At 53.0% G+C, this 23502-nt stretch carries 22 protein-coding genes; 19 read left to right on the top strand and 3 right to left on the bottom strand.

Going from position 1 to position 23502, the window contains the following annotated elements; translation table 11 throughout:
- Positions 1 to 19: 19 nt before the first annotated feature.
- From rbr to PG862_RS00960, 3 genes are all read right to left on the bottom strand, one after another.
- Positions 20 to 562: a rubrerythrin gene (rbr, locus tag PG862_RS00945; protein ID WP_107000763.1), complete on the bottom strand. Its 543-nt coding sequence runs from the start codon at positions 560 to 562 to the stop codon at positions 20 to 22.
- A gap of 79 nt (positions 563 to 641) precedes the next feature.
- On the bottom strand, positions 642 to 1298 hold the full coding sequence (locus PG862_RS00950) for a Crp/Fnr family transcriptional regulator (protein ID WP_107000764.1): 657 nt from the start codon (positions 1296 to 1298) through the stop codon (positions 642 to 644).
- 1 nt (position 1299) lies between these two features.
- Positions 1300 to 3189: a recombinase family protein gene (locus tag PG862_RS00960; protein WP_456298764.1), complete on the bottom strand. Its 1890-nt coding sequence runs from the start codon at positions 3187 to 3189 to the stop codon at positions 1300 to 1302.
- Positions 3190 to 3513: 324 nt separating this feature from the next.
- On the opposite strand from PG862_RS00960, the gene PG862_RS00965 reads away from it, so the two are divergent.
- The 19 genes from PG862_RS00965 to PG862_RS01055 all read left to right on the top strand — a co-directional run bounded on the left by PG862_RS00965 (position 3514) and on the right by PG862_RS01055 (position 23375).
- Positions 3514 to 4497, top strand: coding sequence for a DUF6017 domain-containing protein (locus PG862_RS00965; RefSeq protein WP_002569163.1), 984 nt, complete (start codon positions 3514 to 3516; stop codon positions 4495 to 4497).
- A gap of 23 nt (positions 4498 to 4520) precedes the next feature.
- Positions 4521 to 4742, top strand: coding sequence for a DUF5348 domain-containing protein (locus PG862_RS00970; protein WP_002569164.1), 222 nt, complete (start codon positions 4521 to 4523; stop codon positions 4740 to 4742).
- Positions 4743 to 4783: 41 nt separating this feature from the next.
- Positions 4784 to 5260, top strand: a complete 477-nt coding sequence (locus PG862_RS00975) for a PcfB family protein (RefSeq protein WP_002569165.1) — start codon at positions 4784 to 4786, stop codon at positions 5258 to 5260.
- Positions 5257 to 7065: a VirD4-like conjugal transfer protein, CD1115 family gene (locus PG862_RS00980; protein ID WP_002569166.1), complete on the top strand. Its 1809-nt coding sequence runs from the start codon at positions 5257 to 5259 to the stop codon at positions 7063 to 7065. The genes PG862_RS00975 and PG862_RS00980 overlap by 4 nt, the downstream gene beginning before the upstream one ends.
- Positions 7052 to 7222 carry a hypothetical protein gene (locus PG862_RS00985; RefSeq protein ID WP_002569167.1) on the top strand — a complete coding sequence of 57 codons (171 nt, stop codon included), beginning with the start codon at positions 7052 to 7054 and terminating at the stop codon, positions 7220 to 7222. The genes PG862_RS00980 and PG862_RS00985 overlap by 14 nt, the downstream gene beginning before the upstream one ends.
- A gap of 417 nt (positions 7223 to 7639) precedes the next feature.
- The gene (locus PG862_RS00990) at positions 7640 to 7855 is read left to right on the top strand and encodes a Maff2 family mobile element protein (RefSeq protein WP_002569168.1); all 216 of its coding nucleotides are present in this window, start codon (positions 7640 to 7642) and stop codon (positions 7853 to 7855) included.
- A gap of 19 nt (positions 7856 to 7874) precedes the next feature.
- The gene (locus tag PG862_RS00995) at positions 7875 to 8744 is read left to right on the top strand and encodes a VirB6/TrbL-like conjugal transfer protein, CD1112 family (protein WP_002595174.1); all 870 of its coding nucleotides are present in this window, start codon (positions 7875 to 7877) and stop codon (positions 8742 to 8744) included.
- 177 nt (positions 8745 to 8921) lie between these two features.
- Positions 8922 to 9323 carry a PrgI family protein gene (locus PG862_RS01000; RefSeq protein WP_002569171.1) on the top strand — a complete coding sequence of 134 codons (402 nt, stop codon included), beginning with the start codon at positions 8922 to 8924 and terminating at the stop codon, positions 9321 to 9323.
- The gene (locus PG862_RS01005) at positions 9274 to 11712 is read left to right on the top strand and encodes a VirB4-like conjugal transfer ATPase, CD1110 family (RefSeq protein ID WP_002569172.1); all 2439 of its coding nucleotides are present in this window, start codon (positions 9274 to 9276) and stop codon (positions 11710 to 11712) included. The genes PG862_RS01000 and PG862_RS01005 overlap by 50 nt, the downstream gene beginning before the upstream one ends.
- Positions 11709 to 12668 carry a DNA-methyltransferase gene (locus PG862_RS01010; RefSeq protein ID WP_002569173.1) on the top strand — a complete coding sequence of 320 codons (960 nt, stop codon included), beginning with the start codon at positions 11709 to 11711 and terminating at the stop codon, positions 12666 to 12668. The genes PG862_RS01005 and PG862_RS01010 overlap by 4 nt, the downstream gene beginning before the upstream one ends.
- A 35-nt stretch (positions 12669 to 12703) precedes the next feature.
- Entirely contained in the window at positions 12704 to 14773 is a 2070-nt protein-coding gene (locus PG862_RS01015) for a C40 family peptidase (protein ID WP_002569174.1), read from the top strand.
- 34 nt (positions 14774 to 14807) lie between these two features.
- Positions 14808 to 15086 (top strand): DUF4315 family protein, encoded by a 279-nt coding sequence (locus tag PG862_RS01020; RefSeq protein ID WP_002569175.1) that lies wholly within the window; start codon positions 14808 to 14810, stop codon positions 15084 to 15086.
- On the top strand, positions 15079 to 15780 hold the full coding sequence (locus PG862_RS01025) for a DUF4366 domain-containing protein (RefSeq protein ID WP_002569176.1): 702 nt from the start codon (positions 15079 to 15081) through the stop codon (positions 15778 to 15780). The genes PG862_RS01020 and PG862_RS01025 overlap by 8 nt, the downstream gene beginning before the upstream one ends.
- On the top strand, positions 15777 to 15965 hold the full coding sequence (locus tag PG862_RS01030; RefSeq protein WP_002569177.1) for a hypothetical protein: 189 nt from the start codon (positions 15777 to 15779) through the stop codon (positions 15963 to 15965). The genes PG862_RS01025 and PG862_RS01030 overlap by 4 nt, the downstream gene beginning before the upstream one ends.
- A 15-nt stretch (positions 15966 to 15980) precedes the next feature.
- On the top strand, positions 15981 to 18071 hold the full coding sequence (locus PG862_RS01035; protein ID WP_002569178.1) for a DNA topoisomerase 3: 2091 nt from the start codon (positions 15981 to 15983) through the stop codon (positions 18069 to 18071).
- A 212-nt stretch (positions 18072 to 18283) separates the two neighbouring features.
- On the top strand, positions 18284 to 21847 hold the full coding sequence (locus tag PG862_RS01040) for a YodL domain-containing protein (protein ID WP_002569179.1): 3564 nt from the start codon (positions 18284 to 18286) through the stop codon (positions 21845 to 21847).
- Positions 21848 to 21850: 3 nt separating this feature from the next.
- The gene (locus PG862_RS01045) at positions 21851 to 22804 is read left to right on the top strand and encodes a hypothetical protein (protein ID WP_002569180.1); all 954 of its coding nucleotides are present in this window, start codon (positions 21851 to 21853) and stop codon (positions 22802 to 22804) included.
- Positions 22805 to 22806: 2 nt separating this feature from the next.
- Positions 22807 to 23013 carry a transposon-transfer assisting family protein gene (locus tag PG862_RS01050; protein ID WP_002569181.1) on the top strand — a complete coding sequence of 69 codons (207 nt, stop codon included), beginning with the start codon at positions 22807 to 22809 and terminating at the stop codon, positions 23011 to 23013.
- Positions 23010 to 23375 (top strand): cysteine-rich VLP domain-containing protein, encoded by a 366-nt coding sequence (locus tag PG862_RS01055; RefSeq protein ID WP_002569182.1) that lies wholly within the window; start codon positions 23010 to 23012, stop codon positions 23373 to 23375. The genes PG862_RS01050 and PG862_RS01055 overlap by 4 nt, the downstream gene beginning before the upstream one ends.
- Positions 23376 to 23502 lie beyond the last annotated feature (127 nt).

Below are 23502 nucleotides of genomic sequence, written 5' to 3' on the forward strand. Positions count from 1 at the left end.
ATTCGTTCTCCTTTTCTCTTTAATAGTTTTCTGCGTGAATTTCAAAGTAGCTCTGGGGATGGTTGCAGGTCGGGCAGACCTCCGGTGCTTTCTCACCGATCACGATATGCCCGCAGTTGCGGCACTCCCATACCTTGACCTCACTCTTGGCGAAGACCTCCGCCATCTCCACATTGTGCAGCAGGGCACGGTAGCGCTCCTCATGATGCTTTTCAATGGCGGCTACCAGGCGGAAACGCTGGGCCAGCTCATGGAAACCCTCCTCGTCGGCGGTTTTGGCAAAGCCGTCGTACATATCCGTCCACTCGTAGTTCTCGCCCTCAGCGGCGGAGAGAAGGTTTTCGGCGGTGTCGCCAATGCCGTTCAGCTCTTTGAACCACAGCTTGGCGTGTTCCTTCTCATTATCAGCGGTTTTGAGGAACAGCGCCGCGATCTGCTCGTAGCCTTCCTTCTTGGCCTTGGATGCAAAATAGGTGTATTTGTTGCGCGCCTCGGACTCACCGGCAAAGGCAGCCATCAGGTTTTTTTCGGTTTGAGTTCCTGCGTATTTCGTTTCTTTCATGGTGGATACTCCTTCCTGTTTTTCTGCTTTTATTGTAGCAAATCTATGATTTTCTTCTGTAACGAAGTCACATTTCTTTTTATTTTAGACGATTTAGTCTGTTCTTATCCCGCAGCGTGATTGCACCACGCTTCAGCTCCACCAGCCCGTCCTCCGAGAAGCTTTTGAGCATCCGTGCCACTGCCTCCCGTGCCGAGCTGATGTGCTGGGCGATCTGCTCATGGGTCATGCGTATCGTGTCGGAGCCGGTACGTTCCGCTTCGGCAAAGAGAAATTCTGCCAGCCGCTGATCCAATCCCTTGAACATAATCTGCTGCATCGCCCACATCACATCAGAAAACCGTTTCGTTGCCAGTTCATAGAGAAAACAGCGGACATGGAGATTTTTCTCCTTGAGTGCAGCAATGACATTTGCAGAGATAATCAGAATGTCCGTATCCATTCCGGCAGTCATTTGCGTATCAAAGGTGATCTGACTGATCACGCAGGAGGCGGAAAGCACGCATAGTTCGCCCGGATACAGGCGGAACAGCGTTACCTCCCGCCCCTCATCAGAGAGAAGATAGGTGCGGATCTCGCCGGAAAGAATAAACAGCATTCCGAGACATTCATTGTCGCTGCTGTGAACGAACGCACCCTTTTTATAATGACGGACAAAGGCACTTCGGCGTAGTGTGTCCATTTCGCGTTCGGTCAAGGATGACCAGAACGGAAGTTGTGTCAGTGTGCGTTCCATATCAATGGCAGCTATGCTTGCCGCAGCCGTGGTCACCGCAGGAGTGACCAGCCTCGCCGTGTTCATGGTCATGGTGGTCACAGTGAACATTGGGATCGTAGCCCAAACTTCCGTTGAGCAATGCGCTCACCGCCGCGTCAGCGTCCCCGCTGACACCGCCGTAGAGCTTGATGCCCGCTTCGGCGAGTGCTGCCTGCGCACCGCCGCCGATGCCTCCGCAAATCAAAGTGTCCACGCCGTTCTGCATCAGTCGGTCATTTTTTGCGGACAGTTCAATACATGCCTGTCTGTTTCGCTCCCTGCTCCTGCGTTTGCTCTCGTTTGATTTCTCCCTCTGTATCTTCTTGGCACAAGCAGGACAATACTTCGATATGCCAGAGCGGGGAACATATTCAACACCGCACACCGTACAATTCTTAGGCTTTAACGCAGTCCACCGCTTTGTCGGTGTGATATGTAATTCACCGACAAAGCCGATGAATTTATAATAAATCTTGATTTCCTGCCGCACCATTCCGTCTGTAAGTTTCTCACGTTCCGAAACAAGTATCTTGTCTATAAGTGCGTTTATGATGGTTGCGTCCAGTTCCTTAATGCCTTGATAGTTGCGGATTAGGGAGAGGAAATCACGGACACCCTGCGTCTTCTCATAGCTGTCGCTGAGCGTTTCCGTTACCTCTTTCAGCCTTGCTTCAATTTCAAGCTGTTCTTTCTGGTATTTTCCCGACATCATCTCAAAATTCCGCTCGGTAATACGCTCCATCACCTTATCTTCATAGAGTGAGGAAAACAGCCTGTCCAGTTCTGCAAGGCGTTTGTTCAGTTTTCTTTGCTCCTTTTCCAGTGCCTTTGCCTTGCTCTGGTCTGTTTCCGTGAGCCGCTTTTCAATCGCCCTCACTGCCTTTTCATCATTGACTGCCATATCCGCAAATCGGTTGATGTCGGTGAGGACAGCGTTGAACAAGTCCCTCGCTTCAATGCTGTGTGCGGTACACATGATATTACCGTATCTGCCATAATTATTGCAGGAATATTGTACGCAGTCGATGATGTCGGGGCGTTTCCTCCTGTTGGCACTCATAGCCCGCATCGCATAGCCGCAGTCCGCACACTTAATAACGCCTGCAAAGATGTTCTCAAAGCCGCCCTTGTTTTCTGGTAATCTGCGGCTTGTAATAAGCTGCTGTACGGTATCAAATTCCTCCTGCGTGACTATCCCCTCATGGGTGTCTGGTATCACTTCCCATTCTTCGGGCAGCTTAGAGGGGCGTTTCTTGCTTTTCATGTTGGCGGCAATCCGCTTGTAGCCTGCAAGGTTTCCCGCATATATCGGGCTTCTTAAAATGCCCCTTACGCTGTTCTCGCTCCAAATATAACGGTTCTCCTCATTCTCCTCAAAATACCTCTCATAGCCTGTTGCCCCCTGCTCCGCCGCATAAGCGGCGGGGCGTAAGATATGCTGTTTGTTGATGTGCTTGCGGATTTTGGCGATTCCGTTGCCCGCTAACGCAAGGTCAAATATTTCCCTTACCACATGGGCAACTTTGTCATCTATCAGCAGATGGTTGTGGTCGGCGGGGTCTTTGACGTAACCGTATGGTGCTGTCGTCCCCATGAATTTCCCCTGCTGAAACCTCGCTCGGTACGCCGATTTTATCTTGACCGACACATCGGCGGAATACATTTCGTTTAGGATGTTGCGGAAAGGCGTGATGTCCATAGCGGATTTATTGAGCGTGTCCACGCCGTCATTGACCGCTATATACCTCACATTATGCTCTGGGAAAAACACTTCCAGATACAGTCCGCAATCAAGATAGTTCCTCCCCAGACGAGATAAATCTTTCGTGATAACGCAGTTTATCAGACCGCTTTCAATGTCCTTAATCATGTTCTGGAAACTTGGTCTTTGGAAAGCTGACGTTAGATAACGATACTTTTGAAAACACTGGAAAATCAAGGTTTTTCGAGCGACGGACAAGCAGGGTATTGTACTAAAAACTGAATACGACGCAGAAGCGGCGTTTCTTACTCTCTACATGGGAGAACAGGAACGCCGCTTTTTTATGCCCTTTGTTACGCAGTAGGGGCAGAAAAAGCCTTGCTACAAGCGATTTTGCGGGCGCGTATCTGGCGCGGCAAGGGATTTATACCTTATCCCCCGAAACCGCGCTTCTACTGCGTAACAAATCCACAGCAAAAGGAGTGATTTACTATGGCAGTTTTCAGAGTGGAACGGAACAAGGGCTACACCGTAATGAGCAACCACCACCTACGCAACAAGGAGCTTTCCTTAAAGGCAAAAGGGCTGTTGTCGCAAATGCTGTCACTCCCCGAAGATTGGGACTACACCTTGAAAGGCTTATCCCTTATCAACCGGGAGAAGATAGACGCTATCCGCGAAGCCATTAAGGAGCTTGAACGCGCCGGGTATATCGTTCGGTCAAGGGAGCGCGACGAGAAAGGACGCTTGCGGGGCGCGGACTATGTGATATTCGAGCAGCCGCAGCCGCCTACGCCGGATTTACCTACATTGGAAAATCCAACATTGGATAATCCAACGCAGGAAAAACCAACATTGGAAAAACCTACGTTGGAAAATCCAACGCAATTAAATAAAGATATACAAAGAACTGACTTACCAAAAAAAGAAAAATCAAATACAGATTTATCAAGTACCCATTCCATTCCTATCCTTTCCCCTAACCCCTCTCCTTGCAGAGAAGCGGCTACGCCGCCGGAACGGAAAGGAACGGAAGCGGCAGCACAGAGCGCAGTTGATATATACCGGGAAATCATCAAGGACAATATCGACTACCACATTCTCAAACAGGACATGAAGTTTGACGGGGACAGGCTGGACGAGATTGTAGACCTCATGCTTGAAACCGTATGCACCGCCAGAAAGCGGGTACGGATTGCGGGGGACGACTACCCGGCAGAGCTTGTGAAATCTAAGTTTATGAAACTGGACGGCGAGCATATCCGCTTTGTGCTTGACTGTATGCGGGAGAACACAACGAAAATCCGCAACATCAAGCAATATCTGAAAGCAGCCCTTTTCAACGCCCCGTCCACTATCGGCAATTATTACACTTCCCTTGTCGCCCATGACATGGCAAGCGGCGCACTGTCACCGAAGAAGCCGCAGTACGGCGACCCGGACTATTATTCATTCAAACCGGGCGAAAGCCTGTAAAACAACAAAAGGAGGATTTTATTATGGCACAGAAAATGACAGGAGCATTGGTATTTGACGAGCGCACCGACCGTTACGACATTCGCTTTGACTTAAACAGCTACTACGGGGGCTTGCATTGCGGTGAGTGCTTTGACGTATTCGTGCGGGGCAAGTGGAAGCCGACCCGGATTGAGTACGGCGACAACTGGTATCTTGTGGGTATCAGAGCCGAGGACTTGAACGGGCTGCGGGTGCGTATCTGACCGCCGCCCCATAAAGAAACGCGAAAGGAGGACGCGAGGAATTGCAGGACGAAGTAAACGAAAAGACCATAGCCCTTTACATCAAGACCGGGAAGCTGACCGCCCAGACGCTCCAAAAGGCAATGAAAGCCATACTGTCAAAGGGCAAAAAGCAGCTTGCAAAACCGCCACAGGGAAAGCAGAGCTTAAAGCAGCTTATGAAGCAGAACGCGGGCGTTTCCAACATTGAGATTACCGAGGGCAATATCAAAGCCTTTGAGAGTACGGCGAAAAAGTACGGTATCGACTTTGCGCTGAAAAAGGACGCAACGGAAAGCCCGCCCCGCTATCTGGTTTTTTTCAAGGGGCGGGACGCGGACGTGCTGACCGCAGCCTTTAAGGAGTTTTCCGCAAAGAAGCTGACACAGGAGAAAAAGCCCTCTATCCGAAAGCTGCTCTCTACGCTCAAAGAAGCCGCACAGGGCAAGAACGCGGAACGGGCAAAGGTCAAGAACAAGGACAGGGAGGTATCGCTATGAAGCCGGAAATCAAGAAGCTGCTTATCCTAAATCTCCCGTATCTGCTCTTTGTCTGGCTCTTTGATAAAGTGGGCGCGGCTGTCCGTCTATCCCCCGGCGCGGACGCAAGCGCAAAGCTGCTACATCTTGGGGACGGTTTTACCACCGCCTTTTCCAGTATCGCGCCGAGCTTCCACCCGGCAGACTTACTTATCGGCATTGCGGGGGCGGTCATTGTCCGGCTGATTATCTACACCAAAGGCAAGAACGCGAAGAAATACCGCCGCGGGACAGAATACGGTTCGGCGCGTTGGGGCGGGGCTGACGACATAAAGCCGTACACAGACCCGGTATTTGAGAACAATATCCCCTTAACGCAGACGGAACGGCTCACCATGAACAGCCGCCCGAAGCAGCCGAAATACGCAAGAAACAAAAATATTCTTGTAATCGGCGGTTCCGGCAGCGGCAAGACCCGGTTCTTTGTGAAACCGTCGCTCATGCAATGTACGTCAAAGGATTTTCCAACGTCGTATATCGTCACTGACCCGAAAGGAACACTGATTTTGGAAACCGGGAAAATGTTGCAGCGGTACAAATACCGTATCAAAGTGCTAAATACGATTAACTTCAAAAAATCCATGAAATACAATCCCTTTGCCTATCTGCGGAGCGAAAAGGACATTTTGAAATTAGTCAATACCATTATCGCCAACACCAAAGGCGACGGGGAAAAATCCGGCGAGGATTTCTGGGTGAAAGCGGAAAAGCTCTACTACACCGCACTAATCGGCTATATCTGGTATGAAGCCCCAGAGGACGAGAAGAACTTCACGACGCTGCTTGAAATGATAAATGCGTCGGAAGCCCGCGAGGACGACGAGGATTTCCAGAACCCGGTTGACCTCATGTTTGAACGTCTGGAAGAAAAAGACCCGGAACATTTTGCAGTCAAGCAGTACAAAAAATACAAACTGGCGGCGGGCAAGACCGCAAAAAGCATACTTATCTCATGCGGCGCGAGGTTAGCCCCATTCGACATTAAGGAGCTGCGGGAGCTTATGGAAACCGACGAAATGGAGCTTGACACCATAGGTGACAGAAAGACCGCCCTTTTCGTGATTATCAGCGACACCGACGACACCTTTAACTTTGTCGTGAGTATTCTCTACACACAGCTATTCAACCTCTTGTGCGACAAAGCAGATGATGAATACGGCGGGCGGCTTCCCGTCCATGTACGGTGCTTACTTGATGAATTTGCGAATATCGGGCAAATCCCCAAATTTGAGAAACTAATCGCAACCATACGGAGCCGGGAAATCTCCGCGTCAATCATCTTGCAGAGCCAGTCACAGCTAAAGGCAATCTACAAGGACAACGCCGATACCATAGTCGGCAACTGCGACACCACGCTTTTCTTGGGCGGCAAGGAAAAAACCACGCTCAAAGAAATATCGGAGATTTTAGGCAAGGAAACGATAGACAGCTTCAACACTTCCGAAACAAGGGGGCGGGAGCTTTCGCATGGGCTGAACTATCAGAAATTGGGAAAGCAGCTTATGACGGAAGATGAAATCGCAGTCATGGACGGAGGGAAATGTATCTTGCAGCTACGCGGGGTGCGCCCGTTCTTTTCGGACAAATTCGACATAACGAAACACCCGAAATACAAGTACCTATCCGACGCAGACCCGAAGAACGCCTTTGACATGGAAAAGCACCTTAAACGCCGCCCCGCCATTGTCAAGCCCGACGAGGTTTTTGACTATTACGAGATTGACGCAGCAGACTTACAGGAGGACGCAGACCATGAGGAAACGTAGCGCAGAGGAAAAACAAAAGCAGCTTGAACGGTTTTTAATGAATGTTGCGGAAGCCGCCGACGCTGCATTATGGGAGTATTGGCGGGAAAAGGAAGCGGAACACCGCCGTTTTGCAACGGAGTATGTCACGCGCCGGGGGCTTATCCCTCAACAGTGACAGCATGGCAGACCGCCGGGGAGGGGGGGACAGGGGAAGCTACACTTCCCCTACGCTGCCTTGCGGCAGCTACCCCTTTGTGAACTTGCGGGAAGCGAACACCTTGCTATGCAAGCTATTCACTTCCCGCAAGTCTGAATAATACCCGTCCGGCAGCACAGCGGGACACCGAAAGGAGGAATCGAAGCAATCACATATATCAATATCGGCTACATGATACGCGCCCCTACTTTCCGGCGCAGCACACAGCGGCAGGAGCCGCACCCCCCTACAACTGAATACCGCCGCGCCGCAGAACTTACGCAGCGCGGGGACAGCCGCCTTTACCAGAGGGCGGTTTTTTTATGCGGCGGCATACGCTGACCGCCTTTTGTCCGCTTGCCGGACAGCCGCAGACGCGGCAGAAAGGATTTATTTATGGCATTTTTCAATAGCGCAGTAGACGTTTTGCAGACCCTTGTTGTAGCACTTGGAGCCGGGCTTGGTATCTGGGGCGTTATCAATCTCATGGAGGGCTACGGCAACGACAATCCGGGCGCGAAGAGCCAGGGCATGAAGCAGCTTATGGCGGGCGGCGGCGTTGCCCTTATCGGCATGACCCTTGTACCGCTGCTTTCCGGCTTGTTCGGTTAAGAAGCGCGGGTAAAGGCTTATGCAGAGCATACTTGACGCGATTAACGAATGGATAAAGGAAATCCTCATAGGAGCCATAAACGGTAATCTGTCAACTATGTTCGGGGACGTAAACGAGAAAGTCGGCACTATCGCCGCAGAGGTAGGGCAGACCCCGCAAGGGTGGAACGCAAATATATTCTCCATGATACAGACCCTTAGTGAGAATGTAATCGTACCCATTGCGGGGCTTGTCATTACCTACGTCCTATGCTATGAGCTTATCAGCATGGTAACGGAAAAGAACAATATGCACGACGTTGACACTTCCATGTTCTTCAAGTGGGTGTTCAAGGCGTTTGTGGCAGTCTACCTTGTGACGCACACCTTTGACATCACTATGGCGGTGTTCGATATGGCGCAGCACGTTGTTTCCGGCGCGGCGGGGGTAATCGGCGGCAGCACAGAGATTGATGTTGCCGCCGCCCTTGCTTCCATGCAGGACGGGCTTGACGCTATGGAAATCCCCGAACTGCTCTTACTTGTCATGGAAACAAGCCTTGTGAGCTTGTGCATGAAAATCATGTCCGTACTGATAACCGTTATCCTCTACGGGCGCATGATAGAGATTTACCTTTACTGTTCGGTATCGCCTATCCCGTTTGCAACAATGACGAACCGGGAATGGGGGCAGATAGGAAACAACTACCTCAAATCCCTGTTCGCTATCGGTTTTCAAGGCTTCCTCATTATGATATGCGTCGGCATTTACGCGGTTCTGGTAAACAACATGATAATAGCGGACAATCTGCACAGCGCGATATTCTCCCTTGCAGCCTATACCGTTATCCTCTGTTTCTCCCTGTTCAAATCCGGCGCACTGGCGAAGTCGATATTCTCCGCGCATTAGCGGCGTGTCAAGGGCAGGGTGGAGATTTTCAGAGCGAAGCGGCGAAAATACGACCCGACCTTGACGCGGATAACCCCCATATAATACGGGCGGGCAAAGGGCATAGATTGACCTTTGCCTTGATTACCCTTATGGGAAGTTACAGCAACACCAAACCCAGAGAAAGGAGGTTTTCACTTGGCGTATGTACCCGTACCCAAAGACTTATCCAAAGTCAAGACAAAAGTAGCGTTCAACCTTACCAAACGGCAGATTGTATGTTTTGCGGCGGCTCTCCTGTTCGGCTTGCCGCTTTTCTTTCTGCTCAAAGACAGCACAGGCACAAGCCTTGCGTCTATGGCTATGATTGCCGTCATGCTGCCCTGTTTCCTCTTTGCCATGTATGAGAAGCATGGACAGCCCCTTGAAGTGGTGGTGAAGAACATCATTCAGACGAAATTCATAGCCCCCAAAGAACGACCATACAGGACAGACAACTTTTATTCCGTCTTAGAACGGCAGAGAAAACTTGAAAAGGAGGTATCAGCGATTGCAAAAGGAAACACGAAGAAACAGCGCGGCGGGAAGCGCAAAGCCTAACCCGCCCCGCAAGCTCACCCGCGCCGAGAAAAAGCAGATTGCGGAAATCATCAGACAGGCAAAGGGCGACGGGAAAGCGCACACCGCGCAGCAGACAATCCCTTATATCCAGATGTACCCGGACGGTATCTGCAAGGTTACGGGACGGAAATACTCAAAGACCGTCGCCTTTGAAGATATTAACTATCAGCTTGCACAGGCAGACGACAAGACCGCCATTTTTGAGAACTGGTGCGACTTCCTCAACTACTTTGACGCTTCCGTTTCGGTGCAGCTCTCTTTCATCAATCAGGGGACGCAGCGCGGCGAAGCGGAAAAGGCGGTCAATATCCCGGCACAGGAGGACGCTTTCAATTCTATCCGCACAGAATACCGGGATATGCTGAAAAACCAGCTTGCAAAGGGCAACAACGGGCTTGTCAAAGCAAAATATATCACCTTTGCCATTGAAGCCGACAGTCTGGGCGCGGCGAAATCCCGCCTTGCCCGTATCGAAACGGACGTACTCAACAACTTTAAGCTCTTGGGCGTGTCTGCCCGCCCCATGACAGGCTATGAACGCCTTAAAATGCTGCATGGCATTTTCCACCCGGAGGGCGGGCAGTTTGCCTTTGATTTTTCATGGCTTGCCCCGTCCGGGCTTTCCACAAAGGACTTTATCGCCCCGTCCTCTTTCCGTTTTGGCGAGGGGCGGTATTTCCGCATGGGGCGCAAAATCGGCGCGGTTTCATTCCTTGAAATCCTTGCGCCGGAATTAAACGACCGTATCTTATCTGACATTCTGGACTTGGAAACGGGCGTTATCGTCAATCTGCATATCCACAGTATCGACCAGACCGAAGCCATAAAGACAATCAAGCGGAAAATCACCGACCTTGACAAAATGAAAATCGAAGAACAGAAAAAAGCGGTACGCAGCGGCTACGACATGGATATAATCCCGTCCGACCTTGCCACTTTCGGCAGCGAAGCGAAGAACCTCTTACAGGACTTGCAGAGCCGGAATGAAAGAATGTTCCTCTTGACGTTCCTTGTGGTGAACATGGCAGACACAAAAAGGAAACTGGAAAATGACGTATTCGCGGCGGCGGGCATTGCACAGAAGAACAACTGCGCCTTAACCCGCCTTGACTACCAACAGGAAGCGGGGCTTATGTCCTCTGTACCGCTTGGGGAGAACCTTATCCCCATTCAAAGAGGGCTTACCACGTCAAGCACCGCTATCTTTATCCCCTTTATCACGCAGGAGCTTTTTCAGACGGGCGCGGCTTTGTATTACGGCTTAAACGCCCTGTCTAACAACATGATACTCTGCGACCGCAAGCAGCTAAAGAACCCCAACGGCTTAATCTTGGGTACGCCGGGAAGCGGGAAATCCTTTGCCGCCAAACGGGAAATGACAAACGCTTTCCTCATTACCGACGACGACATAATTATCTGCGACCCGGAAGCAGAGTATTTTTCCCTTGTGCAGCGGCTTGACGGGCAAGTGATACGGTTATCGCCTACGGGCAAGGGCATTGACGGGAAGCCCCAGTATGTGAACCCTATGGATATTAACCTCAATTACAGCGAGGACGACAGCCCCCTTGCGCTGAAATCCGACTTTATCCTCTCCCTCTGCGAGCTTGTCATAGGCGGCAAGGAGGGCTTGCAGCCCGTCGATAAGACCGTCATTGACCGCGCTGTTAGGAACGTGTACCGCCCTTTCCTTGCAGACCCCGACCCGGAGAAAATGCCTATCTTGGGCGACCTCTACAACGAGCTTTTGAAGCAGCCGGAGCCGGAAGCGGCGCGTATCGCGGCGGCGTTGGAGCTTTATGTTTCCGGGAGCCTTAACGTCTTTAACCACAGGACGAATGTAGAGCTTTCAAACCGCCTTGTCTGCTTTGACATCAAGCAGCTTGGGAAGCAGCTCAAAAAATTAGGTATGCTCATTGTGCAGGACCAGGTATGGAACCGCGTCACCGTCAACCGGGCAGAAAGGAAATCCACCCGGTATTTTATGGACGAATTTCATCTTCTCTTGAAAGAGGAACAGACCGCCGCCTATTCCGTTGAAATCTGGAAGCGTTTCAGAAAATGGGGCGGCATACCCACAGCAATCACGCAGAACGTCAAAGATTTGCTTGCTTCCCGCGAAGTGGAGAATATCTTTGAAAACTCTGATTTTGTCCTCATGCTCAATCAGGCGGCGGGCGACCGGGCTATCCTTGCAAAGCAGCTCAACATCTCCCCGCAGCAGATGAAGTATGTCACCCACACCGAAGCGGGCGAGGGGCTTATCTTCTACGGGAACGTGGTGCTGCCCTTTGTAGACCGCTTCCCGAAAGACACCGAGCTTTACCGGGTAATGACGACGAAGCCGGAGGAAGTGGGCGAAGCATGAACGGGCTGAAAACTGACACAATCATCAACCGGGACGCGCTCTATGCCTTGCGGGAGCTTCCAGAGGAAAGCGTACACTGTTGCGTCACAAGCCCGCCCTACTATGCGCTTAGGGATTACGGGCTTGATATGCAGATTGGGCGGGAGGACACGCCGGAGCAGTACATTGACAGGCTGACCGAGGTTTTCCGCGAGCTGCGCCGGGTACTGCGTTCTGACGGTACGCTCTGGCTGAATATCGCGGACACCTACTGCGGCACAGGAAATAAAGGCTACCATGCAGACCCGAAGAACCCGAAAGGCAGAAACGGACAGCAGATTGCAAGAAACAACCGCGTTTCCGGCTGCAAACAAAAGGACTTAATCGGTATCCCTTGGCTTTTAGCCTTTGCCCTACGCGCTGACGGGTGGTATTTACGGAGCGACATTATCTGGCAGAAAGAAAACCCCATGCCGGAGAGCGTGAAAGACCGCCCTACCCGCTGCTATGAACATATCTTTCTGCTTACGAAGTCAAAGAAGTATTTTTATGACGCAGCCGCCATAGCCGAGCCGTTAGCCCCCACAACGGCGGCGCGGTACCGCACCGGGCGCAGCGCGGGACAGAAATATGCGGACGAAGTACCCGGACAGGGGAACGTACAGGGGCTTAACCGGGCGCGAAGCGGCAGCTACTACGACGAAGCCCTCATGCCGACCATGCGGAACAGGCGGGACGTGTGGCTTATCAATACCGTTCCCTACAAGGGCGGGCATTTCGCCGCGTTCCCGCCAAAACTTGCCGAAACCTGTATCAAGGCGGGCTGTCCGAAAGGCGGCGTTGTGCTTGACCCCTTTTTCGGCAGCGGCACGACGGGGGCAGCCGCAAAGCAGCTTGACAGGCATTATATAGGCATTGAGATAAACGCCGAGTATTGCGCCCTTGCAAGGGCGCGGATTGGAGGGACAGACACATAAAACAATATAAGGCGCGTGAAAAAGTCACGCAGAAAATGACCCGCGAGGGGGCTGTCGAGGTAAACGCCGCTACCGGGAAAAAGAAACGTATCAGCAAGCGGATAAGGGACGCGGACTTTGCAAAGACCGAAGCCCCACCGCAGCCGGAACAGGCAGCGCAGCCCCTACCGGGCGGCGCAACTTCCCCGCCCTTAACCGACACGCCGCCGCTTCCCCATGCGCCGGGGGCAGAACGGGAACAGGACACCGCAGCAGCCGAGCGCGTCTTGGAACGTATCGACGGGGCGCGTACCAGAAAGGCGAGCAAAAAGGCGGCGAGGAAAGCACAGGCAGAAGCCACAGCAAAAGAAAAATCTTCCCGCTTGCAGTTTACCGACGAGGAACGGGCAACGCCGGAGCTTGAAAGGTATATCCGAAAATCGGACAAAGCAGCCGACCGTCTGGACGCGGCAAAGGCGGCTATCCCCAAAGAAAAGAAACTTGTACGGGAGCGCACCTTTGATGAAGCCACCGGGAAAGGCAAGACCCGCCTACATTTTGAGGAACAGGAAAAGCCCATAGGAAAGAATAAGCCCCACAATAACCCGCTATCCCGCCCCGCACAGGAAGCGGGTATTTTCGTCCACAACAAGATACATTCCGTTGAAAAGGACAATTCCGGCGTTGAGGGGGCGCACAAATCCGAAGAACTGGCAGAGCGCGGCGCAAAGTACGGGGCGCGGAAAGTCAAGGAGGGCTACCACAGCCACAAGCTCAAACCCTACCGGGCGGCGGCAAAGGCAGAGAAAGCGGCGTTCAAGGCGAATGTGGATTTTCAGTACCATAAAGCCCTGCATGACAATCCGCAGATTGCGGGCAATCCCCTTTCCCGCTTCATGCAGAAGCAGCAAATCAAGCGGCAGTATGCAAAGTCGGCAAGGAAAGGCGGCGCAAAAACGGCGCAGAAAGCCGCAGAGAACACCCGCAAGGCGGCAAAAAAGACCGCCGAGGAAACAAAAAAGGCAATCGCTTTTGTAGGGCGGCACCCGGCGGGCGTATGTATCGCCGTTGCCGCGCTACTCTTATTCATCATGGTATCGGCGGGGCTTTCCTCTTGCGGTTCCATGTTCTCCGGCTTGATGAACGGCATACTTGGGACTTCCTACACGTCGGAGGACAGCGACCTTGTGGCGACGGAGAACAATTACGCCGCAAAGGAAAACGAGCTTCAGCAGCAGATTGACAATATCGAAAGCACCCACCCCGGCTATGACGAATACCGCTATGACCTTGACAGTATCGGGCATAACCCCCATGAGTTAGCGTCCTACCTCACCGCCCTTTTACAGACCTACACCCCGCAGAGCGCACAGGCAGAGCTAAATCGCGTCTTTGCCATGCAGTACACTTTGACGCTGACAGAAGAAACGGAAATCCGCTACCGCACAGAAACAAGCACAGACCCGGAAACAGGGGAAACGACCACCGAGGAAGTACCCTACGAGTACCATATCCTCAACGTGAAGCTGACGAACAAGCCCATTTCCGAGATTGCGGAGGAACTTCTAACGCCACAGCAGCTTGAAATGTACCGCGTCTATCTGGAAACAAGCGGAAACAAACCGCTGATTTTCGGCGGCGGCTCCCCCGATATGGGCGCGTCCGAGGATTTAAGCGGCGTACAGCTTGTAAACGGCACACGCCCCGGCAACACCGCCGTTGTAGACCTTGCGAAGCGGCAAGTCGGCAACGTGGGCGGGCGACCCTTTTGGAGCTGGTACGGATTTAACAGCCGCGTGGAATGGTGCGCCTGTTTCGTTTCATGGTGCTACAATCAAGCCGGAAAGAGCGAGCCGCGCTTTGCCGGGTGCCAGTCACAGGGCGTACCCTGGTTCCAGTCACGCGGGCAATGGGGCGCGAGGGGCTATGAGAATATCGCCCCCGGCGACGCTATCTTTTTCGACTGGGACGGGGACGGGAGCGCAGACCATGTGGGGCTTGTTATCGGAACGGACGGGGAGCGCGTCTATACCGTCGAGGGCAATTCCGGCGACGCCTGCAAGATAAAGAGCTACCCCGTCAATTACTCCTGTATCAAAGGCTATGGGCTGATGAACTGGAATTAACATATTTTTGAGCAAAGAAAGGAGAAATTTATTGATGGCTATGAACAAAATTGAACGTATCGACAAAGAGATTGCAAAGACCCGCGAGAAAATCACCGAGTACCAGAACAGATTAAGGGGGCTTGAAGCGCAGAAAACCGAAGCGGAAAACCTGCAAATCGTACAGCTTGTGCGCTCCATGCGCCTTTCCCCGCATGAGCTTTCCGCTATGCTTTCCGGCGGCGGTATTCCGGGCATGGAAGCCGCGCCGGGCTACCCCGCAGAACCCGCAGACCACGACACCGAAGAAATGGAGGACACCGAGAATGAATAAGAAAATCCTTAGAACCTTGACCGCACTCTGCGCCGCCCTCATGCTGACGGGCGGCTTTTCCGTCACCGCCTTTGCACAGACCCCGGAGGGACAGGACGCGACCGACGACAGCGGCGTTGTCTATGAGGAACCCGAAAAGGAAGAACCCCTTACCCCGGACGGGAACGCGACCCTTGTAGACGATTTCGGCGGCAACAAGCAGCTTATCACAGTGACGACCAAAAACGGCAATTACTTTTATATCCTTATCGACCGGGACGACGAGGGCGAGGACACCGTACATTTCCTTAATCAAGTGGACGAAGCCGACCTTATGGCACTCATGGAGGACGGAAGCACCGAAGCAGCCCCGCCCGCCGTTTGCAGTTGCACCGATAAATGCGAAGCCGGAAAGGTAAATGTGAGCTGCCCTGTCTGCAAGGACAACATGACCGCTTGCAGCGGCAAGGAAGCGGAGCCGGAAACCGAGAAACCAACAGAGCAGCCCAAAGAGAAAGGCAATACAGGCGGGCTTGTGCTTTTCCTTGTCGTGGCACTTCTTGGCGGCGGGGGCGCGTTCTATTATTTTAAGTTTATGAAGCCAAAGCAGAACGTCAAGGGCGACACCGACCTTGAAGATTTCGATTTTGACGATTACGACGAGGACGAGGGGGACGGGCTTTCTGATGAAGAACAGGAGGACGAGGAAGCATGACGCTTTTTACCGAAAACCCTTTAGAAAAAATGATGGTACAAAGACCCACCGGGCGGCGTGACAGTGCGCCGCCCGTTCCAAAATCCCCGGCGTGTATGCGTTGCCCTTATAAGGCGCAATCCCCCTGTATCGGCTATTGTCTGAAACAGGCACAGGAGAAGAAGCACACCGCGCCGGAACGCTGAAAGGAGGATTTTTTCATGGCATTTAGACTTGTGATTGCAGAAAAGCCGAGCGTGGCGCAGACTATCGCCGCCGCGCTTGGCATTAAGGGGAAACAGGACGGGTATATCGAGGGCGGCGGCTACCTCATTTCATGGTGCGTCGGGCATTTGGTACAGCTTGCGGAAGCTGCCGCCTACGGGGAGCAATATAAAAAATGGAGTTTTGACAGCTTACCCATTCTGCCGGAGGAATGGCAGTACGCCGTTGACCCGGACAAGGGGAAGCAATTCAAAACCATTAAAGAGCTTATGCACCGCGCCGACGTTTCCGAAGTGGTAAATGCGTGTGACGCGGGGCGCGAGGGTGAATTGATTTTCCGCTTTGTCTACGAAGTGGCGGGCTGCAAGAAGCCCATGCGCCGCTTGTGGATTTCTTCAATGGAGGACGGGGCGATTAAGGCGGGCTTTGCTTCCCTCAAAGACGGGCGGGACTATGGCGCGCTCTTTGCGTCCGCCCTCTGCCGCGCAAAGGCTGACTGGCTTATCGGCATTAACGCCACCCGGCTTTTCTCCTGCCTGTATGGAAAGACCTTGAACGTGGGGCGCGTCCAGACCCCGACCTTAAAAATGCTCACCGACCGGGACGCGGCTATCTCCCATTTCCAGAAAGAAAAATATTATCATGTTCGCCTTGATTTATCCGGCGCGGACGCGGCAAGCGAAAGGATTTCGGACAAGGCAGAAGCCGACGCGCTGAAAGGGGCTTGCGAAGCGGGAAAGGCGGTATGCGTTTCCCTTACCAGAGAGAAGAAAACCGCAGCCCCGCCAAAGCTCTTTGACCTTACCTCTTTGCAGCGGGAAACGAACCGCATTTTCGGTTACACCGCAAAGCAGACCCTTGACCTTGCACAATCCCTTTATGAAAAGCGGCTCCTTACTTATCCGAGGACGGACAGCAGCTTTCTTACTGACGACATGGGCGGCACCGCAGCGGACATTATCGCGCTGCTTTGCGAAAAGCTCCCCTTTATGGCGGGCGCGGACTTCACGCCGGAGATTGCAAAGGTATTAGACAGCAAGAAAGTATCAGACCACCACGCAATCATTCCCACTATGGAGCTTGCAAAGGCTGACCCGGACGCGCTGCCGGAAAGCGAGAAGAATATCCTTACCCTTGCGGGGGCGCGTCTGCTTTTTGCCACCGCCGAGCCGCATATTTATGAAGCGGTTACGGCGGTTTTCTCATGCGCCGGGACAGACTTCACCGCAAGGGGAAAGACCGTACTTGCGGAGGGTTGGAAAGAGCTTGAACGCAGATACCGGGCGACGCTGAAAGATAAGCCCGAAGCAGAGGACGGGGAAAATGAGGGCGTGACGCTGCCGGAGCTTTCCGAGGGACAGAACTTTCCTAACCCCGCCGCAAAAGTAACGGAGCATACCACAACGCCGCCGAAGCCCCACAGCGAAGCGTCGCTTCTCTCTGCTATGGAGCGAGCCGGGAACGGGGACACCGACCCGGACGCGGAACGCCGGGGGCTTGGCACTCCCGCCACCCGCGCCGCCGTCATTGAAAAACTGGTAAAGGGCGGCTTTGCAGAGCGCAAGGGGAAGCAGCTTATCCCCACGCAGAACGGAGCCGCCCTTATATCAGTCTTGCCGGATATGCTCACTTCCCCGCAGCTTACCGCAGAATGGGAAAACAATCTGACGCAGATAGCAAAGGGAGCCGCAGACCCCGGCGAATTTCTGTCCGGCATTGAAGCTATGGCGCGGGAGCTTGTGCAGACACACGCCGCAGCACTGGACGGGAAAAAGGATTTGTTCCGGGAGGAAAAGCCCTCTGTCGGCAAATGCCCCCGTTGCGGTTCCCCCGTCCATGAGGGGAAGAAAAACTATTATTGCAGCAACAAAGAATGTGCCTTTGTCATGTGGAAGAATGACCGCTTTTTCGAGGAACGCAAGACCGCTTTTTCCGCGAAGATTGCCGCCGCGCTCCTTAAATCCGGCAAAGTGAATGTGAAGAAGCTCTATTCCCCGAAAACAGGCAAGACCTATGACGGAACTATCGTTCTGGCTGACACTGGCGGGAAATACGTCAACTACCGTATCGAAGTACAGAAGAACTAAAAACTTGAATAGCAAGCATAGGAAGCGGGTACCCACTTCCGTAAATCCCTGTCCTGCCGCTGACGCGCCGGACGGGGATTTTGCTTGTTGGGAAGTTTCCCAAACCCTCTAAAAAAATGAAAAAATTGTTGGCATAACGCACAGCCCACCGTAGTACGGGGCGAACCCCAAAAGCGCGGCGGTGCGCCGCCATTTCAGAAAGGAGCGAATGAATGGAAAAGAAAAAAGGTTACTCCATGTTTGAGCGTGACAAGTTAGACCCGGCTGACAGTATGCGGATAGAGCGAAATATTTATTTTGAGGAACAGACCGCTGACCTTTCCGGGCTTACCGCCCTGCCCTTAGAACAGTTACAGGCATTGCGGGAAGAATACGCGGCGGCTGAACAGGCAGCTTTTGAAGCCTTGCAAGAACAGGCGGCGGCATGGGACGAACAGGCGGGAAAGACCCTTGCCATTGACAAAGCCATTGAGTATGTGAGGACACCCGAAGCTACGCATACCGCGAACCAGTGGGAAGCTACGGACTACGGGAAGCACATCAGCAACCGCGTCTACCAAATGCGCTACCACATATCCGAGAATACCCGGTATGACAGGGAAAAAGAGAAATCCATTCCCTATTCGTGGACGCTTTCATGGAGTATTTACACCAACAGCCCCCACAATTACGGACAGGCAAAAATCGCCGGACAGGAAAGGAAAGTCTTTGCAGACAAGGCAGCTATGGAAAAATATCTGAATGGGCGTATCAAAGCCTATCAGCATTTATTCACCGAGGTATCGCCGCCTATCCCGCCAGAGTATGCAGAGCATTTCAAAGTAAACGGGCAGCTTTTACCGGGCTATGCTATCGAGGGCGAGGAACGGGCGCAGCCTACCGCTGAAAAAGCAGCCCCCACCACAGCAGAGCCGCCACAGGACACCGAACAGAGAAAGGAGCGTGAAACCATAAACGAGCAGTTTTCAATTCTTATCGACAGCCGCAGCCGCTTTGAAACAGGCAAACCGGGCGGCGTGTGGCTTCCCATGCCGACCACAACAGAGCAGCTTCATGCGGCTATGGAAAGCGTCGGCATTACCGCAGACAATCCGCAGGATTTTTTCATCAACGGGTATTCTTCTACGGAGGACTGCCCCTTTGACTTGCCGCTTTCCGTTATCCAAAGCGCAAGCATGGACGAGCTGAATTATTTTGGAAAACTTCTGGAAATGCAGAGTGACGGGGACAAGGATAAATTTGCGGCGGCGGTTACACATGGCGAGTATGCCGGAAGCATGAAAGACCTTATCAACCTTGCACAAAACCTTGACTGTTACTGGCTCTATCCCACTGTCCGCAGCGAAGAAGATTACGGTTATTATCTTATCGACGAACTGGACGAGCTGGAGCTTCCCGAAGAAGCAAAGAAATATTTCAAGTATGAAGAATACGGGCGGGACGCAGTTAGCAAGGATAAGGGGCAGTTTACCGAACAGGGCTATATCTATAACAATCAGAACACCTTTACCGAATGGTATCGGGGAACGGAAAACGAGATACCCAAAGAATACCGCGTTATGAGCTTCCCACAGCCGGAACGCGGCGGACAGGACAAGACCTTTATGGACGCAGCCGCCACAGAGCAGACCGCCCGAACCGCCGCAGAGCAGCCACAGGAGCCGCACCCGGTTATCCCTATCGTGCTGACAGCCGGGAAGCCCGCCGAGAAATTAAAAGAGATTACCGACCGTCTGGAACAGGGCATTACGGAACTCTTTGACAGCGAGCGTTACAAGGAATATCTGAAAGTCATGTCAAAATTCCATAATTACAGCTTCCGAAACACCGTCCTTATCGCCATGCAGAAGCCGGACGCTTCCCTTTTGGCGGGCTTTTCCGCTTGGAAGAACAACTTTGAGCGAAATGTGATGAGAGGGCAAAAGGGAATTAAAATCATTGCCCCGTCGCCCTATAAAATCAAACAGGAAATGCAGAAAATCGACCCGCACACGCAGAAGCCCATAATCGGCAAGGACGGAAAGCCCGTCACCGAGGAAAAGGAAATCACCATACCCGCCTACAAGGTGGTATCCGTCTTTGACGTTTCCCAGACCGAGGGAAAGGAACTGCCGGACATTGCCGTTGACGAACTGACAGGCGACGTTGACCGCTATAAGGACTTTTTCGCAGCCCTTGAAAAGACTTCCCCCGTTCCTATCGCCTTTGAGAATATCGAGGGCGGCTCTCATGGCTACTACCACTTGGAGGACAAGCGCATTGCTATCAACGAGGGCATGAGCGAATTACAGACCTTAAAGACCGCCATTCACGAAATCGCCCATGCGAAGCTGCACGACATTGACCTCAACGCGCCAAAGGACGAGCAACCCCGCGTTGACCGCCGCACCCGCGAAGTCGAAGCGGAAAGCGTCGCCTATACCGTCTGCCAACATTACGGGCTTGACACGTCGGACTATTCTTTCGGCTATGTCGCCGGGTGGAGCAGCGGGCGGGAGCTGTCCGAGCTGAAAAGCTCCCTTGAAACGATACGCAGCGCAGCCGCCGAGATTATCAATTCCATAGACGCGAATTTTGCGGAGCTGCAAAAGGCACAGGACAAGGAGCAGACCGCCGGACAGGAGCAGCCCACCAGAGAGGGACAAGAAGCCGCGCCACAGCCGGAAGCCCCGAAAAAAGCAGATACAGCCGGGAAAGAAAAGCCGGAAGCAGCCCCGAAAGAAGCCTTTACCCCGGAAACGATTTACAGAGTGCGCCGGAACCCTTACAGCGACAGCCGGGAAAACAGCCACCTCTTGCAAGCCTATGTGACACAGGAGAACGGGCGGGCGAAAATGGGCGACGTGCTTTATACGGGAACGCCGGAGAAATGCCGCGAGCTTATGGGGCAGCTCAAAAGCGGCGAGCTGACCGAGGGCGACGTAAAGCAGCTTTACGCAAAGGCACAGGAAACGGCGCAGACCACCGGACAGGACAAGGACACCTTTTCCATTTACCAGATAAAGGGCGGGGACGAAACAAGGGACTTCCGCTTTGAGCCTTACGACCGCCTGCAGGCGGCGGGAAATGTGGTTGATAAAGCGAACTATGAGCTTGTCTATTCCGCGCCCCTTGCGCCGGAAACTTCCCTTGAAGATATTTATACCCGCTTCAATATCGACCACCCAAAAGATTTTAAGGGACACAGCCTTTCCGTTTCGGACGTGGTAGTGCTTCATCAGAACGGACAGGACACCGCGCATTACGTTGACAGCGTAGGCTTCCGGCAAGTGCCGGAGTTTTTACAGGAGCAGAAGCAGCTTACCCCGGACGAGCTGACAACGGGCGAAACAATCCAGACACCGAGGGGGACTTTCCATGTGACCGCCATGAGCCGGGAGCAGATAGAAGCCGCCGGATATGGCTTTCACCACCAGTCGGACGACGGAAAGTATCTGATTATGGGGAACGGGACGCGGGCGTTTGCTGTTGCCGCAGAGCAGCCGGAAAAGGCAAACCCCTTGAAGCATATCGAGGACACCGTAGAGCAGAACGACAACAACTTTGACGGTATCATCAACAACACCCCTACCGTTGACGAACTGGAAGCAAAGGTTAAGGCGGGAGAAACAATTTCCCTTGTTGACCTGGCTAACGCGGTCAAAGCCGACAAAGAGCGCGGCAAGGAAGCGAAGCCGGAAAAGAAGCCCTCTATCCGGGCGCAGCTTAGGGCTGACAAGGAAAAGGCGCAGAAGAAAAACGCAAAGCAGAAATTACAGGATTTGGAAAGGAGCTGACCCATGCCGAAACAGAGTAAATTTGAGAACGTGGATTTGTTCGCTTCCCTCAATGCGGTTATGAAGCAGAACACAGGCTTTTACCAGAGCGACTTGGAGATTGACAAGGAGATTATCGCAAAGGCGGCGGCAAGCCCCCGCAAGGAGGACAAGACCCTTTTGTGGTTCTGCCGCCCGTCCGGGACGCATTGCTTCCGGGAGCGCGACGTTTTCCTCAAAGACACCGCGCCCCACAACACATGGCGTTTCTACATGGAGCAGACGAGCGACCGCGTCCTTGCCTATGCAATCGAGCTAACGGGGACGGAGCGCGGGAAAATCAAGGGCAATCTGTACGAACTGGACTACGCTAAACATTATGAGCGCGTCAAGGAAAAGGAGCTGCCCGCCGATACGGTGAAGCTGATTTATGAGCATGGGGAACGGGAGATACCCGCCGGACAGTTTTTCAACGGCAATCCCGATTATGAGCTTGGAAAGTTTGAACGCTTTGAAGCCGTACCCAACGACCCGGACGCGCTGCAATCGCTCTTACAGGAAGAACGGCGCAGCCGGGAGCAGCTTCCGCCGGGGGATTTCAAGGCGCATATCGCCGCATTGCGGGACGGGCTGATTGAAACGGAAGCGCGGCGCATTGTACGGGAAATGAAGCGGCACGACACGCCGAACAGCCCCAACAAGACCCATTTCATGGTAGAGCTTTCCCCGGCGTTCATGCAGCTTGCAGCCACAAAGGACACTGACCGCCTTTTCTCCATGCTGCCCTACAAGACCCTTGCCTTTTCCAAAATCGAGGGCAGACATGGGACGTATGCGCTGATTGACAAGGGGGAGAACCGGGACAGGAAGATAAGGAAGCCCCGCCCCTCTATCCGGGCGCAGCTTAAAGCAGACAAGGCAAAGACCGCCCCGAAAAAGGCGGCGGCAAAAACAAAAAATCACGATATGGAGGTATGAGCATGATTAGACTGACTGTTGAAGAAACAAACCTTTTGAGCATTTACAACGAGGGCGGCAAGCGGGCTTTGATTGAGAATGTCAACGCCGCGCTGCCCTACATGGACGCGGATATGCGGGAGCTTGCAAAGCGCACCCTTTCCAAAGTGGACGCTTTGACCGAAGCGGAATTTGCAGAGCTTCCCATTTACGCCGCTGATGAAGTATGAACGGGGTTAAGCGGCTGACGCCGCCCCAGAGCCGGAAAGTCAACGCCCTTGTGCGCCGGACGTGCTGCAATTATGATAACGGGAACTGTATCTTACTGGACGACGGGGACGAGTGCGTTTGTCCGCAGCTCATTTCCTATTCGCTTCTCTGCAAGTGGTTCCGGGCTGCGGTGCTTCCCGCCGACAGGCTACTCTATGCGGAGCTTTACCAGACAGGGGACAAGAAGAAGTGTACCGAGTGCGGCGCGTTCTTTGCGTCAACCTCTAACAGTGTCAAATACTGCCCCGTCTGCCGGAAGCGTATCACCCGCAGACAAGCTGCCGAGCGCATGAGGAAAAGACGCACCCCTGTTACGCAGTAGGTGCGGAAAATCCCTTGATTTACAGGGCTTTCCGGGCGTGAAAATCGGATAGGCGATACTTTATACCTTTACCCCCGAAAATGGCGTTCTACTGCGTAACATTCACGAAAACAGCACCCATAAAAAG

It is taken from the genome of Clostridium fessum, assembly GCF_027698965.1.
GTDB lineage: Bacteria > Bacillota > Clostridia > Lachnospirales > Lachnospiraceae > Otoolea > Otoolea fessa.

Coding starts and splice junctions, on each gene's coding strand:
- rbr (WP_107000763.1), bottom strand. CDS start 562: ATGAAAGAAACGAAATACGCAGGAACTCAAACCGAAAAAAACCTGATG.
- PG862_RS00950 (WP_107000764.1), bottom strand. CDS start 1,298: ATGGAACGCACACTGACACAACTTCCGTTCTGGTCATCCTTGACCGAA.
- PG862_RS00960 (WP_456298764.1), bottom strand. CDS start 3,189: ATGATTAAGGACATTGAAAGCGGTCTGATAAACTGCGTTATCACGAAA.
- PG862_RS00965 (WP_002569163.1), top strand. CDS start 3,514: ATGGCAGTTTTCAGAGTGGAACGGAACAAGGGCTACACCGTAATGAGC.
- PG862_RS00970 (WP_002569164.1), top strand. CDS start 4,521: ATGGCACAGAAAATGACAGGAGCATTGGTATTTGACGAGCGCACCGAC.
- PG862_RS00980 (WP_002569166.1), top strand. CDS start 5,257: ATGAAGCCGGAAATCAAGAAGCTGCTTATCCTAAATCTCCCGTATCTG.
- PG862_RS00985 (WP_002569167.1), top strand. CDS start 7,052: ATGAGGAAACGTAGCGCAGAGGAAAAACAAAAGCAGCTTGAACGGTTT.
- PG862_RS00990 (WP_002569168.1), top strand. CDS start 7,640: ATGGCATTTTTCAATAGCGCAGTAGACGTTTTGCAGACCCTTGTTGTA.
- PG862_RS00995 (WP_002595174.1), top strand. CDS start 7,875: ATGCAGAGCATACTTGACGCGATTAACGAATGGATAAAGGAAATCCTC.
- PG862_RS01010 (WP_002569173.1), top strand. CDS start 11,709: ATGAACGGGCTGAAAACTGACACAATCATCAACCGGGACGCGCTCTAT.
- PG862_RS01015 (WP_002569174.1), top strand. CDS start 12,704: ATGACCCGCGAGGGGGCTGTCGAGGTAAACGCCGCTACCGGGAAAAAG.
- PG862_RS01020 (WP_002569175.1), top strand. CDS start 14,808: ATGGCTATGAACAAAATTGAACGTATCGACAAAGAGATTGCAAAGACC.
- PG862_RS01025 (WP_002569176.1), top strand. CDS start 15,079: ATGAATAAGAAAATCCTTAGAACCTTGACCGCACTCTGCGCCGCCCTC.
- PG862_RS01030 (WP_002569177.1), top strand. CDS start 15,777: ATGACGCTTTTTACCGAAAACCCTTTAGAAAAAATGATGGTACAAAGA.
- PG862_RS01035 (WP_002569178.1), top strand. CDS start 15,981: ATGGCATTTAGACTTGTGATTGCAGAAAAGCCGAGCGTGGCGCAGACT.
- PG862_RS01040 (WP_002569179.1), top strand. CDS start 18,284: ATGGAAAAGAAAAAAGGTTACTCCATGTTTGAGCGTGACAAGTTAGAC.
- PG862_RS01045 (WP_002569180.1), top strand. CDS start 21,851: ATGCCGAAACAGAGTAAATTTGAGAACGTGGATTTGTTCGCTTCCCTC.
- PG862_RS01050 (WP_002569181.1), top strand. CDS start 22,807: ATGATTAGACTGACTGTTGAAGAAACAAACCTTTTGAGCATTTACAAC.
- PG862_RS01055 (WP_002569182.1), top strand. CDS start 23,010: ATGAACGGGGTTAAGCGGCTGACGCCGCCCCAGAGCCGGAAAGTCAAC.